The following is a 17,305-nucleotide window of genomic DNA, read 5'->3' on the forward strand; positions in this document are numbered from 1 at the left end:
TCTACTTTGGGGGTCATGCAGACCACGAGCGGTTCCCGGCGAATTCTCGTCGCGGTACTCGTTGCGCTGGCCGTCGCGGCCCTCGCCGGGCGGACGTTCACCTCGTCTGCGACACCGTTCGGGCTCACGGGTGGCGCGCTCGAGGCCTGGCTCGCCTACGGCGTCGTGTGGGTGCCGCTGGCCGCCGGGATCCTCGTCGCCGTCGTTCTCGCACGCCGCAGCGAGGGGCCGCCCAGCCTCGTTCAGCGCTGGGGTCTGCGGTTCGGCCTCTTCGACGTCTTCTGGGGCATCGCCGTCGGGTGTCTCGCACGCGCCGTCGACGCATCGATCAACCTCTCGGTCTATCGCGACACGGGGTTGCACGCGCCGGTGATCCTCGGAGACGGGCCGACAAGAGCGATCCTCGTCGTCGGGCTCGTCGCCCCGGTCGTCGTTGCCCCGCTGCTCGAAGAGGTCTTCTTTCGCGGCGTGCTCCAGCACACCCTCGCCGAGCAGGGGCGGCCGGGGACGCGCGTGAACCGGGTGCTCGTGCAGGTGATGGCGGTCGTCGTCACCGCGCTGCTGTTCGCGCTACTGCACGTCGCGGCCGGCAGCACCGACGGAACGGCCGCCGCAGTCACGTTCGCCAGCACCCTCGTGTTCGGCCTACTCGCCGGCGGGCTCGCCGCCGCGACCGGCCGTGTCGGTGGCGCCCTCGTCGCGCACATCGTCTTCAACGGCATCGCGGTCTGGCTGACCTGGCCCGTGTAGAGGTCGGTTGCGCCCGAGCCTGTACCCCCATCTGGGAATGCAGGATCCTCGGGAGCGTTTACTACCCCTGTCGCCCTGACCGGCGACACGTCGCCCCACCCGGGCGATTTGTGAAAGGAGTCTCTATGACCACGCAGAACCTTCCCGCCCAGGCTGCGGGCACATTCGACCTCGGCGGAGACCTCACCGTCAACCGCCTCGGCTACGGGAGCATGCAGCTCACCGGCCCCGGCGTCTGGGGCCCGCCGAAAGACGAAGACGAGGCCCTGCGCGTGCTGCGCCGCGCCGTCGAACTCGGCGTCAACTTCATCGACACCGCCGACTCGTACGGCCCCGCCGTCGCCGAGCCGCTCATCGCCAAGGCGCTGAAGCCCTACTCCGACGACCTCGTCATCGCCACCAAGGGCGGTCTGACCCGCACCGGCCCGAACGAATGGCCGCCCGTCGGTCGCCCCGAGTACCTGCGCCAGGAGGCCGAGATGAGCCTCCGCTGGCTCGGCCTCGAGCGCATCGACCTCTACCAGCTGCACCGCATCGACCCCCAGGTGCCGCTCGAAGACCAGGTCGGCGAGCTGAAGAAGCTGCAGGACGAGGGCAAGATCCGTCACATCGGCCTCAGCGAGGTCACCATCGACCAGGTGAAGGCCGCACAGAAGGTCGCCGAGATCGTCTCGGTGCAGAACCTGTTCAACCTCACCGACCGCTCGGCCGAAGACCTGCTCGACTGGTCGACCGAGCAGAACATCGCGTTCATCCCGTGGTTCCCGCTCGCGACCGGTTCGCTGGCCGGCAAGGGCGGCGTGCTCGACGAGATCGCCGAGAAGAAGGGCGCGACGCCGTCGCAGCTCGCACTCGCCTGGCTGCTCAAGCGCTCGCCCGTCATGCTGCCGATCCCCGGCACGTCGACCGTCTCGCACCTCGACGACAACATGCACGGCGCCGAGATCGAGCTGACCGACGACGAGTTCGCCGAGCTGTCGGCCATCGCCTGATCTGACGCATCGCTGGCTCACTAGCGTGAGCTGAACCCTCCCCTGGGGAGCACGGGCCTCCGGTCGCTCGGTGTCGGCTAGTCTCGACACCGAGCGATTGGAACCACCCGTGACAGACATGAGTCTTCGACTTCCCACCACGCGGTTCCAGGCCGTGCTGAACCTGGGGCCGAAGACGGCCGCGGCGATCGCGCCGCCCGCCACTCTCGGTCGCCCCGAGATCTTCGGCGACTGGGACGAAGAGACAGGCCAGTCGAGCATCGCCGTGGAGTTCGCCAGCGGGCAGATCCACCTCGACACCGTCGACGGCGGCATCGACTACCACTTCCACCGCGGCAACGGCTCCGACATCGACCGCAGCCCCTGGCCCGACACGCTCGGCGGGCCCATCCTCAACTGGGCGTCGGTGCTTCTCACCGAGTTCCACCAGCGCATGCCCGACCTGCTCGAAGACCTCGAAGAAGCGGCCGCCTGGAACGACGAGGGCTACACGCTCTTCATCTGCGAGGTCGAAGAGCCGACCCAGCTCGACCTGATCACCGTCGACATCGAGGGCGAGCTGCTCACGTTGCCGTGGCTCGGCAGCGGCCGGGTCGACCACGACCACATCGACGGCGACAATCACCCGATCGCGCTGATGTGGTACGCCACCGAAGGGGCACCCGAGGTCGCCATCGCCGAGGCGCGCCTCGATCCCGACACCGAGCTGCCCGTCACGCGTGCGCTGCCCGGCATCGACTGGGAGGCCGTCGGCATGCCCGCCGACGAGGTGCTCTCCTGGCTCGAGGGCATCTACCTCAACCACCACGTGCTGCCCGACGCCGTCGGCACCCTGCTGACGGCCGCTCTCGAACGCATGGGCGGCGTCGACGGCGTCGCGGTGCACGAGCTCTAGACAGCGCTCCTCATCCACGGGCGACGCCACTAGGCCGAGCCCGCCGCCCGTGCCAGACTTGTCGCACGACGAGCCCGCCCCGGGTGAAGACCGAAGCCGTTCCCGTCGCCGTCTCCTCCGCCGCCTCGGCGAACTGCTCGAAGGGATCCCCCCGGCTCCGTGTCCTCCTCCCCTGCCCGCGACGCGTCGCGTCTGCCCGCCCTCCCCGGCATCCTGTTCGACCTCGACGGGGTGCTGACGCCCACGGCCGAAGTGCACATGCGTGCCTGGTCGACCCTCTTCACCGACTACCTCACCGAGCACGCACCCGATGTCGCCCCCTACGCCGAGGGCGACTACTTCGAGTACGTCGACGGCAAGCCCCGCTACGACGGCGTGCGATCGCTGCTGGCCAGCCGCAACATCACCCTGCCCGAGGGCACCCCCGACGACTCCCCCGACCTCGACACCGTCTGCGGTCTCGGCAATCGCAAGAACGCGGTCTTCGCAGCCGAGCTGCGCGAGAACGGCGTCACCCCCTACGAAGGATCCGTGGCGTTCCTCGACGCGGCCATCGCAGCCGGGCATCGGGTCGCGGTCGTCTCCAGTTCGCGCAATGCCGTCCCCGTGCTGGCAGCCGCCGGTCTCAGCGACCGCTTCGACGTCGTGGTCGACGGCCTCGTCGCCGCTGACGACAAGCTCGCCGGCAAGCCCGCGCCCGACACCTACCTCGACGGCGCCCAGCGTCTCGGCCTGACCGCAGGGCAATGCGTCGTCGTCGAAGATGCACAGTCGGGGGTCGAGGCCGGTCGGGCCGGATCCTTCGGTCTCGTGGTCGGAGTCGACCGCGGTGTCGGCGCCGAAGCCCTGCTCGCGTACGGTGCCGACTTCGTGGTCGGCGATCTGGCCGAGCTCGTCGACGCCGTCTCTTCTCCTGCTGCTGCCTCCGCTCCTGCTGCTGCTCCGTCCGCTCCCTCCGCTCCGGAGGAGCGCGACACGAAAGTCACCGACGCATGACGACGATCACCGAAGACCCCCTCGACCGCAACCGCTTTCCCGTCGACGAGTGGGCTCTCGTCGAAACCGAGTTCGCGCCCGACGACCAGGGTGTCGCCGAGACGATGTTCAACGTCGGCAACGGCTACCTGGGGCTTCGCGGCAACATGGACGAGGGGCGTGGTGGGCACTCGTATGGCACGTTCATCAACGGGTTCCACGAGACCTGGCCCATCCGGCACGCCGAAGAGGCCTTCGGTTTCGCCCGCGTCGGCCAGACGATCGTCAACGTGCCCGACGCCAAGGTCGTGCGGCTGTATGTCGACGACGAGCCGTTCGTGCTCGCCGAATCCGACATCCTGAAGTACACCCGTCGCCTCGACTTCCACGACGGCGTGCTGGTGCGCGAGATCGAGTGGCGCACCCCGTCGGGCAAGCGCGTGCTCGTCACGAGCCGACGTCTGGTGTCGTTCACCGACCGCCACCTCGTCGTGATCGACTACGAGGTCACGATGCTCGACGCCGACGCGTCGCTGCTGCTGTCGAGCCAGATCCTCAACCGCCAAGACCTCGGCGACGAGTACCACACGGGCATGCGCGCGTCAGCCGGCTTCGACCCGCGCAAGGCCGAGAGCTTCGCCGACCGCGTGCTGCAGCCGAAGTGGAAGCGCAACGTCGACACGCGATACGTGCTCGGCTACCAGACCACCAACTCGGGCATGACGGTGGCCGTCGGCGCCGAGCACGCGCTCGAGACCGAGAACGAGTGGTCGCAGTCGTCGCAGATCGACGACGACATCGCCAAGCACGTCTACCGCATCAAGGCCAAGGCGGGCCGGTCGGTGCGCATGACCAAGACCATCGTCTACCACTCGTCGCGCGGCGTGCCCCCGCGCGAGCTGGCCGACCGCTGTGACCGCACGCTCGACCGCGCGCGCGAGACGCCCGTCGACGAGTTCTTCACCGATCAGCGTGACTGGCTCACCGACTTCTGGATCCGCAGCGACGTTGAGCTGCCGGGCCACCCGATCCTGCAGCAGGCCATCCGCTGGAACATCTTCCAGCTAGCCCAGGCCACCGCCCGCACCGACGGCCAGGGTGTCGCCGCCAAGGGCGTCTCGGGCTCGGGCTACGGCGGCCACTACTTCTGGGACACCGAGATCTACGTGATGCCGTTCCTCTCGTACACGGCGCCGAACGTGGCCCGCAACGTGATCCGGTTCAGGCAGGGCATGCTCGACGCCGCCCGCGACCGCGCGACCGAGCTCAACCAGCGCGGCGCCCTGTTCCCGTGGCGCACCATCAACGGCCTCGAGTCGAGCGCCTACTATGCCGCCGGCACCGCGCAGTATCACATCGACGCCGACATCGTGCATGCGCTCATGCAGTACGTCGCGGCCACCGGCGACGACGACTTCTTCGCCCGCGGCGCCATCGACATCCTCGTCGAGACGGCCCGCCTCTGGTCTGACCTCGGCTTCTGGCGCTCCAACGGCGACGAGAAGTTCCACATCGACGGCGTCACCGGGCCCGACGAATACACGACCGTCGTCGACGACAACCTCTACACGAACGTCATGGCGCGGGCTAACCTCTGGTCGGCCGTCCGCATCTGCGAAGAGCTGATGGCGAACGACCCGGTCGCCTACGAACGCATGGTGCGCCGCGTCGGTCTCGAAGAGCACGAGATCCGCGGTTGGCGCGCCGCCGCCGACGCGATGGAGATCCCCTTCGATCCGCACCGCGGAATCCACCCGCAAGACGCGCAGTTCCTCGACAAAGAGCTCTGGGATCTCGACTCGACACCGGCATCGAAGCGCCCCCTACTGCTGCACTACCACCCCCTGGTCATCTACCGCTTCCAGGTGCTCAAGCAGGCCGACGTCGTGCTCGCGCTGTTCCTCCAGGGCGACGAGTTCACCCCCGCCGAGAAACGCCGCAACTTCGAGTACTACGACGCGCTGACGACGGGCGATTCGACCCTGTCGGCCGTCGTGCAGTCGATCATCGCCGCGGAGGTGGGCCACCACAAGCTGGCCCACAGCTACTTCCTCTCGGCCCTGTTCGTCGACCTCGCCGACCTGCACCACAACACCTCCGACGGCGTGCACGTGGCATCCGCCGGCGGCATCTGGAGCGCCATGGCGTTCGGCTTCGGCGGCATGCGCGACCACAGCGGCCGCCTGACATTCAACCCGCGCCTCCCCGCCGACTGGGAGCACCTGACCTTCCGCATGACGGTGCGCGGCTCACGCCTCCGCGTCGACGTGCGCCAGGCCGACATCACCTTCACCATCGAGGAGGGCACCGAGGTCACGGTGCACGTTCACCACGAGCGCGTCGACGTGGTGAACGGGTCGCCGGTCACGGTCGCGCTGCCGAACCAGGGGCCGCGCATCGAGACCCCGCCGCCGACCACGAGCGACCTCCGCGGCATGCTGCGCCCCGACGGGTCTGTCGTCACGGCGTCGATCCCGACCGTCTCGGTGGATCGCGGCGAGGTCGAGGCCGAGGTGTCGAGCATCTAGCTGTTCTTCTTCTGCTCTCCCGAATTTGAAGGAGAAACCCGCCTCGCCCGACGCATTTATCGCGATCGGGCGGGGTCGAGCGGCGGTTTCTCCTTCAAATTCGGCAGCAGTCACGCACAGCACCTGAGATCTAGGAGACCGGAACTCAGGATCCGGCGACCACGGCCCCGAGCTCGACGAACATGGCGCGCTCGATCTCGGCCAGCGGGCGGTGCTCATCCGGCGCCAGCCAGCGCTCGAACGCCAGCCGGAACACCGTGATCCCCGACTCGGCCGCGAGCGTCGCGGCCGGCTCGGGTACACCGCGGTCGCGCAGCACGGCGCCGATCCCCGAGGCGATGGCCGCCATCTTCAGTAGCTCGCGCTCCTGCAGGGCCGGGTTCTCGCCAAGGATCCGCCAGCGCTTCCGCGAGTAGTCGCGGGCTTCGTCGGGAAAGAACCGCGCCGCCTTGGCGAGGCCGCTCGCGACGACGCCGAGGGGCGACGGGCCCCCGGGGGCGTCGGCGACGGCCGCGATCATCTCGCGCTGGAACTCTTCCGAGCCGCCAAAGAGCACTTCTTTCTTGTCGCCGAAGTGCCGGAAGAACGTGCGCTCGCTGAGCCCGACCCGCTGCGCGATCTCGCCAGCGGTCGTTTCGTCGAATCCCTGCTCGAGGAACAGCTCCAACGCCGCCTCGCGCAGACGACTGCTGCCGCCCGGCTCCCATCTGCCCATGGGTCGATGATACGGGATTCGACAGGGTGATGACAGTCACCGACATCAGGCGTATGGTGATGTCTGTCGCTGACATCAAGTCGCCGACACAACTCATACGAAAGGTCATCCCATGCGCGTATTCATCACCGGCGCCTCCGGCTGGATCGGCTCCGCTGCCGTCGACGAGCTCCTCGCCCACGACTACGAGGTCGTCGGCCTCGCCCGCTCCGACGCCTCGGCCGAATCGCTGAGTGCCAAGGGCGCGACCGCCCTCCGCGGCGACCTCGACGACCTCGACTCCCTCCGCCGCGGAGCAAGCGAAGCCGATGCCGTGCTGCACCTCGCCAACAAGCACGACTGGTCCAACCCGGCCGAATCCAACCGGGCCGAGCGCGCCGCGGTCGAGACTCTTGGAGATACCCTCGCAGGATCCGGCACACCGTTCCTCGTTGCCTCCGGTGTCGCGGGCCTGGCCCAGGACCGCCCCTCCACCGAGCTCGACCCGTCGCCCTTCAGCGGCCCCGACGCCCCTCGCGGCGGGACCGAGAACCTCGCGCTCGACTACGTCGACATGGGCGTGAAGTCGATGAGCCTCCGCTTCTCGCCGACCGTGCACGGCATGGACGACCACGGCTTCATCTCGTACATCGTGGCGGCGGCTCGCGAGAAGGGCGTGTCGGGCTACGTCGGCGACGGCTCGAACGGGTGGGCCGCAGTGCATCGCGGGGATGCGGCCCGCATGATTCGGCTGGGACTTGAAAAGGCTCCGGCCGGATCCTTGTTGCACGCCGTCGGCGAAGGGAGCGTCTCGACGAAGGCCATCGCCGAAGCCATCGGCGCCGGGCTCGGACTGCCGGTGACCTCGATCGATCCGGCCGACGCGCAGGCGCACTTCGGATTCATCGGCACGTTCTTCGGAATGAACATGGCGTCGTCGAGCACGCTGACGCAGGAGCTGCTCGGCTGGACCCCGACCGGCCCGACGCTGCTCGACGACATCGCCGCGGGCGCCTACTTCGCCGTGTGAGGCCCCGCCCTTGCAAATTTGAAGGAGAAACCTCGCAGCGCTGACGGAAACATGCCGATCGGGGGCCGCCGTCGCGGGTTTCTCCTTCGAATTTGCAAGCGGGCCGCGCCGACGGGCCACAACAGGCGCGGACCCGGCGCAGGCGGGGATCGCAGGCGTGAAGCTCACCGCGCGGGCAGCCCGGCCACCCAGGCCGACACCGCCCCGATTCAGGCGCGCACCGGCTCCAACTCGCGCTGGATCGCCAGCGCGAGGTCGCGAAGGAGCGCGACGTCGACACTGTCGGCAGATCGGGGCTGCTCATCGAAGACGCACAGGGCTCCGATGCGGGTGCCGTCGGCCGCTTCGACCGGGTAGCCCGCGTAGAAGCGCATCATGGCATCGGTGCCGGGAACCCGCTCGTCGTTCCAGGCATCAGCGACGACGAGCGCGGTCGACGATCCGATCGTGGCTCGGCAGAACGATTCTTCGATCGGCACCTCGCGGGTTCCTGCACCGGCGACGGCCTTGTTCCACTGCCGAGAGTCGTCGATGACGCTGAAGGCTGCACCGGCCGCCCCGAACAGGGACTGCGCATGCCGCACGATGTCGTCGAATCGACTCTCGGCGGGAGAGTCGAGTAGGCGCATCTCCCAGAGGACGGCCCGGCGACGCGCCGCCGCCTGCGGCTGGTTGCGGAATCGCCTCGCCGGATTGTCGAAGGCACTCTGCGCATCGAGCAGCGGGGCGAGGACGTCGGCGGGGGCTGCGGCCCATTCGTGGAACCACGCCGACGTTCGCCGGGCGTGCCCGCCATGCTGCGAGACCTGTGCTTCTAGCGGCGAAACGAGCCCGAGTGTCAGCGGATCGGAGTGCTCGAGGAGCTCCTCCCGCATGACCGGAGCCTCGACGAAGTGCACGGTCGACTTCTCGGCGCAGATTTCGGCGGTCAGCGTGTTCAGGCGAGCGGCACGATCGTCGCCGGGGCCGCCGAGGCGCTCCCGGAACTCCGGAACCGCCGAGGGCGGCGTGATCCCCATGACGACCACATCGGTACCCACCGAGAGCTCGCGGTCGAGGATCTCGAGCAGGCCCCGAACACCTGCCTCCCAGCGCCGCGCGGGCAGCAGCCGGAAGGCGTCGCTGAATCCGACGGTGACCACGACCGCGTCATAGCCCCCGAGGTCGCGACCGGCAAGAGCATCGGCCGCCGATTCGATGTCGAGTCGATCGTCGGCGATCACGTCGACGTCGGCGCCACGACCCGTGCGGGCGCTGACCGCGCGGGCGAGCTGGCCAGGAACCGCCAGCTCGTGACTCGCGACGCCGCGGCCGGTCGCGACTCCGTTGCCGAAGAGCAGGATCCGATCGGGATCGGCGCCGTGCGCGTGGCCCTGCGGGGCGTCACGGGGCCGGCAGACGGCCGGTGAAGAACTTAACATTCGGTAGCGCTGAATGCGAAGGGGTCGAGAAAAGACAGACATGTGCGACTCCGAGTGGTGGGTTCGGCTCACCGTCGCCGCGTCTGGTTATGCCGCCCTGATCCGTTGACGACCGCGTCGATGATGAGTGCGTGGTTCGGACCAGACTAATTGTCTCGTCCGCATTAAGCCCCACCCAGTGCGGGGGCCACCCCGCCTGCCCCTCAGGTGAGCGGCACCGTGCTCTCGAAGGTACGGAAGACCGGCGGGGTGGCCATGATGTCGCCGAGTCGGTTAGCCCCCTCGGGAGACGCGCGCCAAGCCACATAGGCGTTCCGCGCCTCGACGCTTGCCCACTTCTCGATGACGACCCACTTCAGCGGATCGGCGTCGTCGACGAGAACCTCGAGGCTCTCGATGCCCTCACGAGCGCCGGTCTGCGACAGCACCTCGCGGGCGATCTCGGCGGCATCGTCTGCGTCGGGGCGGACGGTCATTTCTAAGAACACGGTGAAAGTCATGACCCCATGATGCTCTCCCCGACTGACATTCAGGACGGCTCACAACCCGGTGCGACACCGAAGGATCCGGTGCTACACTCCCGCCATGCCGACGACACTGCACCGGTTCACCATCACCGAAACCCCCGCCATCGCCCAGGCCATCGACATCGCTGCGACGACCTGGCCCGAGATCCAGAACGACCGGGCGGCATTGCTACGCCGCATCGTCGAGTTCGGCTCGGACGAGCTGCAGAAGCACCGTGTCGACGCGATCGAGAAGCGGCGGGCACTCATTCGCGCGGGGGCTGGCTCCATGACCGGAGTCTTCCCTCCAAACGCCGCCCAGCTCCTCAAGGAGGAGTGGCCAGAATGATCGTCCTCGATGCCTGCGTCGTGATCGCTTTTCTCAATCCTGATGACATCCACCACACCGACGCAGTTGAAGTATTCGATGCTGCGAAGTTCGGCGAGCTGTCGATCAGCTCGATAACGCTCGCCGAAACGCTGGTCTGGCCCTCACAAAGCGGACGAGCCGACGAGGCGTCCTCAATTTTGCGCGGCTTAGGAGTACGCGTCATCTCCGTTGGAGAAGAATCAGCTCTCCCACTCGCGGAACTCCGTTGGAAATCACGTCTCAAGTTCCCCGACTCCCTTGTGCTCTTGACCGCGTTGACGAACCAGGCCACGCTCGCCACCTTTGACACGGCCCTGGCTCGCGAGGCCCGCACCCGAGGGCTCGAGGTCATCGGAGCATGAAACCGCGGCGTCCGTCCCCTGCCGCCGCGGCAGACGTACGATAAAACATCGCCGACAGTGAAGTCGGCGATGGGGGCCTAGGCCCTACAGGTACACGGCGCAGAGAGGCGACGAAGTCCCATGGATCGAGACACAAAGCGGTTCGTCCGCGAAGCGAAGCGCGAGACACGACTGCTGATCGAGCAGTGCTCGTACATCACCCCCGACGGGCCCACAACAGCTGAAGACAGCGGGGCCGAGACCTTCGACCGCGAGACCGAGGTGATGATCCGGTCGTCGATGGGAGGGAGTGCCAATCTCGGCTTCTTCCTGCCGTATCTCTGGAAGCACAGGCACTAGCCGCACGGGCTGAAAGTCTCGCTGCAACGCGAGATGGCCCGAACGCCCGGATCCTTGTGGGGTTCCGGTTGTTCGGGCCACCTCGTGAAGCGAGGTCGGCGAGACCTACTTCTTGGGCGTGTGCAGCTTCTGCCCGGGCACGATCAGGTCGGGGTTCGACCGGGTCGCTTTGTTCGCGCCGGCGAGCTTGATCCAGCCGCCCTTGACGTCGAGCTTCTTGGCGATCTTCGCCAGCGAGTCGCCCGACTTCACGGTGTAGACGCGCTTGCTGGCCTTGACCGCCGGGATCGACGGCGTTGCGGGTGCGGCGACAGCGGTTGACGTGCTCGAGCTCGAGCCGCTGGTGCTCGGTGTGGTGGTGGTGGGTGCAGCCTGGGTCGACGGCGCTGCAGGCGCGGCAGGAGCCGCGGGTGCTGCAGTGGCGGCCGGAGCCGGTGCAGCCGCAGCGGAGGAGGCGCCCGAGAGCCCCAGCTTCGCCGAGCAGGCCGGCCAGGCGCCCCAGCCCTGCGAGGCCAGGATGCGTTCGGCGACCTGGATCTGCGTGGCCTTGCTAGCGGCGGCCGGCGAACCGGTTCCACCGTTGGCAGCCCAGGTGCTCTGCGAGAACTGCAGGCCGCCCGAGTAGCCGTTGCCGGTGTTGATAGCCCAGTTTCCGCCCGACTCGCAGGAGGCGAGGGCGTCCCAGGTCGAGGTGGAGGCCGCGTTTGCGGGTGCTGCGGCGATCCCGACGCCTCCAGCGGTCAGCGCGATCAGCGCAGCGGTGCCGAGGAGGGTGCGGGGACGAGTAATTTTGCTCATTGCGTTGAATGCTCCGTGGGAACGCCAGAGGGATCCCCGAAGGATCCGAGCCCCCGTCCGTCATGGATCGGGGTCGACTGCCCATCCCTGCCGATAGAGGTCAGGTGGCGGCGGCTGCAGGCTGGGCAGCCCGAGTGGCGTAGTGCAGCGCCGTGCATGCTCTCCGAGCCGATAATCGGCCGGAGTCGTCGTCCGCTCCGGGACGACTCGAGCCAACCTAGGCGTCCGGGTCGCGGGGAGCAAGCCGAGGCGCTGGGAATCCCCTGGGTCGACAGTCTCAGCAAATTCCCATATCCGGAAGGACTAAAGCGCGCCGGGAGGCGGTTAGGTTGCGCATGACAACAATCGGAATCATCGGAGCAGGTTTTATCGGCAGCCAGGTCGCACGAGCGGCGATCACTGCGGGGTATGACGTCGTGATCAGCAATTCTCGCGGACCGGAGACCCTCAGCGACCTCGTCGCAGAGCTCGGCCCGAAGGCCACCGCCGCCACCTCGAAGGAGGCCGGTGCAGCTGGCGACTTCGTCGTCGTCACCGTTCCTCTTAAGGCCTACGAGGCCGTTCCCGTCGAGGAGCTGGCCGGAAAAATCGTCATCGACACAAACAACTACTACTTCGAGCGCGACGGTCACATCGCAGCTCTGGACGAGGGCAAAGACACCGTCAGCGAGATGCTGCAGCGCCACCTTCCGACCAGCCGCGTCGCCAAGGGCTTCAACCACATCAAGGCCGACGACATCACGACCGATGGCAAGCCCGCCGGCACGCCCGACCGCCGAGCACTCGCCACGTCGAGCGACTTCGACGACGCGAGCGCCCTGGTCGAGAAGCTCTACGACGAGATCGGCTTCGACACCGTCAACGTCGGCCCGCTGAAAGACAGCTGGCGTGTCGAGCGCGACCAGCCCGCCTACGTGATCGCTCAGACCAAGCTGGAGCTCATCGACAACCTGGCCAAGGCCACTCGCTAACCCCGAGCACCATCAAGGATCCGCGGAATCGCGATCGAGCCACCGTTCACGGCAGCCCGGTCGCGATTCCGCTTTGGCGAGTAGCGTCGATCGAGTCGAAGGCGTTAATCGACGTCTTCATTGGCCGGTGTTGCTTGCATCCCTGCCCGTGAAGCTTTGTGCAACAACATCGGCATCTCTAGAGGGGCACGGGAGCGGAGCAATCCGCACCCGTGCCCCTCTTCCTCTCCGGGCTTCGTTCAGGCGACACCGATGTCACGCGCCGGCAGCGCGAGAAAATCGGTATAGGTGAAGTCCGCTTGAGGCGACGAGACAGAATGCGCACCGAGAGGGGCGTCGAGGCTTGCCGGGGCAGTCGTGTCTAGGGAGTGGCGGCGACGTTTGGGGTAGGCCGCAATTCGAATCGGCGTAGCTCCAGGATGAGCGAGATAGAGACTCATAGCGAGACAGCCCGCGCGGTTCGGTTACCCGCCCTCGATGAGCCGGCGGTGCCGACCATCGAGACGGCGAAGGAAACTCGTGCGTGCGTGCGCCCCCTGTGGCCAAGGGCATGGAGACATGACATCGTTCATCTCGATTCCGGCGGCCTGCACCACCTGAGGGAACATTTACTCGTGGGCTCTGCCGTGAATCAGGGCCCTGGCGCCACCGTGAATTGGCGCCTAGTGAGCATTATTGGGCCACCCTCCGACAACCCCCAAAAAGCCCCGGGGAGACTGCGCTTTTTGACTTGCCGCGCTCACCGCAGCTCTGCTGGCGCGGATGTGAGTGCGGGTCTCCTCGCCCGGGCGAGGAGACCCGCGGCCATCCCCGAGAAGAAACCGGATCAGTGGAATCTCCCGAGCCGTGACCTTCGCCGGTTACCAACCAGCACGCCCATGGTTGCTCCTCGAAGGCGGTCAGGAGCATGACTGCGCATTCTGTCCCTGTCGGCGCTCATCTCTTCGATCTGAAATTCCTTCGGAATCAACACACATGCGGGCAAGGAAACCCGGGCCGGTCTACATTTATCGCCACTCCAGTCGAGTACCCCTCCTGGAGCGGGTTGTACCCCTTCAGGGCAACTCACGACGGGGTGGCACCGGTTCGGGTCCGTGCCACCCCGTCATCACGCTTCGGCACGCGTCAGCTTCGCTTCGCGCGAGGGAGCACTAACAGTCGGCTCACGCGACCGCCCAGATTGTGTCAGACAGCCACTGTCTTAACCTGGCGACGCCGCACAATGGTCGTGTGGATCCTCTCGTAACGCTCGACCATTTCCGTCTGAACCCTGAGCCCAACAAGGTCGACCCCTTCTACGACAGAGAGCTCGCCTCTGCGCTCCATAAAGCGGGAGCGCGCCTCAGCCGCGATCACCTCGACGAGGTACTGCACCTGGTCGCACGAGACCGGCCCTTCGTGATCCCAGAGATCTTTCGTAAGAAAGACCTACCCGTCGCGCACACGCCGCTCTTAGACGGGTTAGACCGCGAAGATAACCTCGCCTGGACCCCGTATTTTCTTCGCGAAGCGCTTCGCCGTCACCGCGTTGTTGAAGCTAGCTCGATCTACAACGACATCGCCCGGTACACCAGCGTTCCCGGTGCTCTCAAGCGGTTATCCGACATTGTGAGCAGGCACGTGGTTGATGCAGCCCTCTTGGAAGCCATCCAGCTGTCCATCGAACGCCCTGGCCGCCTGCCACAGTGGCCCGAGGGCGGCGTGCACTACCCGATCATGTGTGCCTGGCTTGCGATCGACGGATCTCCGCGGTCACTGGAGTCGCTGCGCAGTTACCGTGCGATCCTCGCAGCCTGCGACAGCGCCGTGGCTGGGCGCGTCTCCGAGATCGTGCATGAGTACGCTGCGAACGACGCGACCCGGGCCGTTGCGCACAAATTCTCTCTTGGAAAGCGCGAGTAGAAGCGAAATCGCCATCGAAGCCGCTGACCTCGTCGCCGGAGACGCTCGGCTAGCGGGTGGTACGACGGGGCTTGCCTGGTTTGCCGCCGCGGCAATCCAAAGGGGCAGCCCCCAGCGAGCTTCCGCCGGTCAGTCGGCCGGGTGCAGGCTCGTGTCGGCGGGCCCGGTCCGCCAGGACGTGAAGTGGACGGTGAGGTCATCCCGCGACGGGGCGCAGCACATCGGACCTGCCGTGACCGAAGCGTCGGGGTCGAGGGGTGCGACCCGCACGAGGCGCCAGTGCTCGTCGTCGACCCGGGCACGGATGGTCACTGCGTCTCCGGAGCGGCTGGCGCGAATGGTGACGAGGCGACCGTGCCAGCCGGGGACGGGCGAGAGCGACCAATCCGAGACGCCGCGCGTTACCACGGCGCCGAGGCTGTCTTCGCCGTCGCTTCGTTCCACGCCCGCTTTGATCCAGGTGCTGTCGTCGACCTTGACGAAGATGCCGGCCTGGTCGAACTGCGCCGAGAAATCGAGACGGAACGACACCTCCATCGCGGTGCCCGGGGCGAACGGCTCCAGGAGGGCGTGCTCGGTGTCGTGCACGAAGCCGTACGAAGTGATGCGCCAGGCGTCGCTCTCTTCGATAGCGGTGACGTGCATCCCGTCGTCCGCGACGACGACGCGTGCGGGCGAGTTCGTCCAGGTGCCGGAGTTCCAGTCAATGTCTGTCATGACGTCAACGTAGCGGCTGTCTCGGTAGTGGACAGGGCGACAGCGGTTCACGCGTGTGCCACTTCCGGTTCACGAGCCTCGGCCACGATTTCTCTGCGTGTCGCCGCACCGGGTGACCGCGCTTCGAATGGAGAGAAAGCCATGCGCCCGTTCCCGATCGCTGTTCCCAGACGTCGAGCCCGAACGATGCTGGGCGTCCTGGCAGTGGCGTGCACCGCCTCCTTGATCGCTCCCGTGGGAGCCTCCGCGGCGACACCGCGGACCGCGCCGCGTCCAGGCGCCTACGGGTACTTCGTCGACACCTACAAGACGAACACCCCTGCCGCCACCACACCGGAGACGAATGCCGCGATCGGGGTGCTGTCGCCCTTCGGGAACCTATGGCGTCCGGGGGCCACATGGGACAGCGGGGTCGCTGTCGACGCCGCCGGGCAACGGATCCTGGACTCGAACATCGCGCAGGCAGCAAAGATCACACAGACCCGCAAGGATGCACAGGGGCGCGAGGCGTACCTCATCGACCGACGCAACCAGAGCTACTCGGCCATCGCCGGCTTCGGTGACCTGTCTGGCGCGGTAAGGACCGCGACGAACGCGGGCACCACAATCCCCGACGAGATCCCGGCGGACGCAACGATTAAGCAGTACGTCGACCAGGGCAATGCCAACGGCTCGTGGGCTGACGTCGACTCGGAGCTCGGTGACGTCGTGCAGCTGGTGAACACACTGCGGGGTGACTACTCCTCTGCGAGCAACGCGAAAAAGTACTACCAGTACCCGCGGCCGTATCGGCAGAGCTCCGATGTAAAGGTGCTCCCCGAGCTCGTGCCCGAAGAATCCCCGACACCCGCGACCGACGGAGGGTTCCCGAGCGGGCACACCAACGCCGGCTACCTGGCGACGCTGGCGTTCGCGTACGCGTACCCGGAGAAGTACACCGAGCTCCTCACCAACGGCTCGGAGATCGGTAACAGTCGTATCGTCGCAGGGATGCACTCGCCGCTCGACGTCATGGGAGGACGAGTCCTGTCGACAGCGCTGGCGGCTGCGATCCTGAACGACCCGGCCAATATGGATCTCGAGCAACAGGGACACCAGCAGGCGGAGAAGGTGCTCGCGACCGCCACTCCGACCGCGGTCGATCAGTACGCCGACTACGCAGCGGACAAGGCGGACTACCGCAAACGTTTGACGTACGGGTTCAAGCGCTCCGACAGGAAGACGATCCCCGCCACAGTCCCGAAGGGCGCTGAGGCGCTGCTGCGCACCCGCCTGCCGTACCTCAGCGACAAGCAGATTCGGGAAGTGCTCCGAACGACCGCACTGCCGTCGGGCTACCCGCTCCTCGACGACGCGGAAGGGTGGGGACGACTCGACCTCTTCTCGGCAGCTTCCGGCTACGGCGCATTCGACGGCGCGGTAACGGTTTCGATGGACGCCGCCGAAAAGGGCCTCGACGCCGCCGATACCTGGCGCAACAACATCGGCGGAACCGGGTCGCTGACCAAGCGGGGCACCGGCACCCTCGCACTCACGGGCACGAACCGCTACACCGGTGGCACGACCGTCCGCGGTGGAACCTTGGCTGCGGACGCCGCTGACTCGCTCGGCAAAGGTTCGGTGACGACCGTCTCCGGCACCCTCGCCGACGCAAGCACGAAGACGATTCACATCGGCGGCAACCTCACGCAGCGCTCTCACGCCACACTCTCGCTGGGCGTCGACGGGCCGAAGCCAGCCCTGCGCGTTGCCGGCACCGCCTCGCTCGGGGGGAAACTGGTGGTGCATGTCACTAAGGGCAAGGCCGTAGCGAACGACATCGTCTTGATCGCGGCCGACCGGATCGCGAAGGGAACGAGCTTCCGCACAGTCCGCGTCACCGGCCTGCCCGCCGGGTACAAGCCCGTGCTGGAACGCCACGGCAAGGTACTTCGCCTGATCAACGCCAACGCGAAGAAACACGGTCACGGCCACCGAGCCTGAAGCGGACAGTGTCGCGCGCTACTGATCGAGAGAGCCGCCCGCCTACGCGCGGAGCCATTCGACGTGGGAGAG

Annotated in this window: 17 protein-coding genes; 12 read left to right on the forward strand and 5 right to left on the reverse strand. The window is 67.1% G+C overall.

Annotated features, from left to right (window positions below; translation table 11 throughout):
- The first annotated feature begins 15 nt into the window (after positions 1 to 15).
- The 5 genes from ASF54_RS06765 (at position 16) to ASF54_RS06785 (ending at position 6,140) form a co-directional block, all read left to right on the forward strand.
- Positions 16 to 750 carry a CPBP family intramembrane glutamic endopeptidase gene (locus tag ASF54_RS06765; protein ID WP_055960203.1) on the forward strand — a complete coding sequence of 245 codons (735 nt, stop codon included), beginning with the start codon at positions 16 to 18 and terminating at the stop codon, positions 748 to 750.
- A gap of 125 nt (positions 751 to 875) precedes the next feature.
- Positions 876 to 1,742: an aldo/keto reductase gene (locus ASF54_RS06770; protein ID WP_055960206.1), complete on the forward strand. Its 867-nt coding sequence runs from the start codon at positions 876 to 878 to the stop codon at positions 1,740 to 1,742.
- Between the two features lie 109 nt (positions 1,743 to 1,851).
- A complete protein-coding gene (locus tag ASF54_RS06775; RefSeq protein ID WP_123941481.1) occupies positions 1,852 to 2,637 on the forward strand; it encodes a hypothetical protein in 786 nt (261 codons plus the stop codon).
- 159 nt (positions 2,638 to 2,796) lie between these two features.
- Positions 2,797 to 3,633 (forward strand): HAD family hydrolase, encoded by an 837-nt coding sequence (locus ASF54_RS06780; RefSeq protein WP_084816000.1) that lies wholly within the window; start codon positions 2,797 to 2,799, stop codon positions 3,631 to 3,633.
- Positions 3,630 to 6,140, forward strand: a complete 2,511-nt coding sequence (locus ASF54_RS06785; protein WP_055960212.1) for a glycoside hydrolase family 65 protein — start codon at positions 3,630 to 3,632, stop codon at positions 6,138 to 6,140. The genes ASF54_RS06780 and ASF54_RS06785 overlap by 4 nt, the downstream gene beginning before the upstream one ends.
- 145 nt (positions 6,141 to 6,285) lie before the next feature.
- Here ASF54_RS06785 and ASF54_RS06790 read toward each other — a convergent pair whose 3' ends face one another.
- Positions 6,286 to 6,855 (reverse strand): TetR family transcriptional regulator, encoded by a 570-nt coding sequence (locus tag ASF54_RS06790; RefSeq protein ID WP_055960215.1) that lies wholly within the window; start codon positions 6,853 to 6,855, stop codon positions 6,286 to 6,288.
- A 112-nt stretch (positions 6,856 to 6,967) separates the two neighbouring features.
- Here ASF54_RS06790 and ASF54_RS06795 point away from each other — a divergent pair, with 112 nt between their 5' ends.
- Entirely contained in the window at positions 6,968 to 7,864 is an 897-nt protein-coding gene (locus ASF54_RS06795) for an SDR family oxidoreductase (RefSeq protein ID WP_055960218.1), read from the forward strand.
- A 209-nt stretch (positions 7,865 to 8,073) separates the two neighbouring features.
- Here ASF54_RS06795 and ASF54_RS06800 read toward each other — a convergent pair whose 3' ends face one another.
- Both ASF54_RS06800 and ASF54_RS06805 read right to left on the reverse strand, forming a co-directional pair.
- Complete coding sequence (locus ASF54_RS06800; protein WP_055960221.1) at positions 8,074 to 9,285, reverse strand: GAF domain-containing protein; 1,212 nt, start codon at positions 9,283 to 9,285, stop codon at positions 8,074 to 8,076.
- A 203-nt stretch (positions 9,286 to 9,488) separates the two neighbouring features.
- Positions 9,489 to 9,785 carry a putative quinol monooxygenase gene (locus tag ASF54_RS06805; RefSeq protein WP_055960224.1) on the reverse strand — a complete coding sequence of 99 codons (297 nt, stop codon included), beginning with the start codon at positions 9,783 to 9,785 and terminating at the stop codon, positions 9,489 to 9,491.
- Positions 9,786 to 9,870: 85 nt separating this feature from the next.
- Here ASF54_RS06805 and ASF54_RS16645 point away from each other — a divergent pair, with 85 nt between their 5' ends.
- The 3 genes from ASF54_RS16645 (at position 9,871) to ASF54_RS06820 (ending at position 10,862) form a co-directional block, all read left to right on the forward strand.
- On the forward strand, positions 9,871 to 10,140 hold the full coding sequence (locus tag ASF54_RS16645) for a hypothetical protein (protein ID WP_055960226.1): 270 nt from the start codon (positions 9,871 to 9,873) through the stop codon (positions 10,138 to 10,140).
- Complete coding sequence (locus ASF54_RS16650) at positions 10,137 to 10,523, forward strand: type II toxin-antitoxin system VapC family toxin (RefSeq protein WP_055960228.1); 387 nt, start codon at positions 10,137 to 10,139, stop codon at positions 10,521 to 10,523. The genes ASF54_RS16645 and ASF54_RS16650 overlap by 4 nt, the downstream gene beginning before the upstream one ends.
- Positions 10,524 to 10,643: 120 nt before the next feature.
- Positions 10,644 to 10,862, forward strand: a complete 219-nt coding sequence (locus ASF54_RS06820; protein ID WP_055960231.1) for a hypothetical protein — start codon at positions 10,644 to 10,646, stop codon at positions 10,860 to 10,862.
- Positions 10,863 to 10,967: 105 nt separating this feature from the next.
- On the opposite strand, the gene ASF54_RS06825 is transcribed toward ASF54_RS06820, so the two are convergent.
- Positions 10,968 to 11,660 carry a transglycosylase family protein gene (locus ASF54_RS06825; protein WP_055960234.1) on the reverse strand — a complete coding sequence of 231 codons (693 nt, stop codon included), beginning with the start codon at positions 11,658 to 11,660 and terminating at the stop codon, positions 10,968 to 10,970.
- A 290-nt stretch (positions 11,661 to 11,950) separates the two neighbouring features.
- Here ASF54_RS06825 and ASF54_RS06830 point away from each other — a divergent pair, with 290 nt between their 5' ends.
- Both ASF54_RS06830 and ASF54_RS06840 read left to right on the forward strand, forming a co-directional pair.
- On the forward strand, positions 11,951 to 12,631 hold the full coding sequence (locus ASF54_RS06830; RefSeq protein WP_268760994.1) for an NADPH-dependent F420 reductase: 681 nt from the start codon (positions 11,951 to 11,953) through the stop codon (positions 12,629 to 12,631).
- Between the two features lie 1,230 nt (positions 12,632 to 13,861).
- A complete protein-coding gene (locus ASF54_RS06840) occupies positions 13,862 to 14,533 on the forward strand; it encodes a hypothetical protein (RefSeq protein ID WP_157510054.1) in 672 nt (223 codons plus the stop codon).
- 129 nt (positions 14,534 to 14,662) lie between these two features.
- Here ASF54_RS06840 and ASF54_RS06845 read toward each other — a convergent pair whose 3' ends face one another.
- A complete protein-coding gene (locus tag ASF54_RS06845) occupies positions 14,663 to 15,250 on the reverse strand; it encodes a DUF1349 domain-containing protein (RefSeq protein ID WP_055960245.1) in 588 nt (195 codons plus the stop codon).
- Positions 15,251 to 15,391: 141 nt separating this feature from the next.
- On the opposite strand from ASF54_RS06845, the gene ASF54_RS16990 reads away from it, so the two are divergent.
- On the forward strand, positions 15,392 to 17,233 hold the full coding sequence (locus ASF54_RS16990) for an acid phosphatase (protein WP_326934328.1): 1,842 nt from the start codon (positions 15,392 to 15,394) through the stop codon (positions 17,231 to 17,233).
- The last annotated feature ends 72 nt before the right edge of the window (positions 17,234 to 17,305 follow it).

Source organism: Frondihabitans sp. Leaf304 (assembly GCF_001423105.1).
Lineage (GTDB): Bacteria > Actinomycetota > Actinomycetes > Actinomycetales > Microbacteriaceae > Frondihabitans.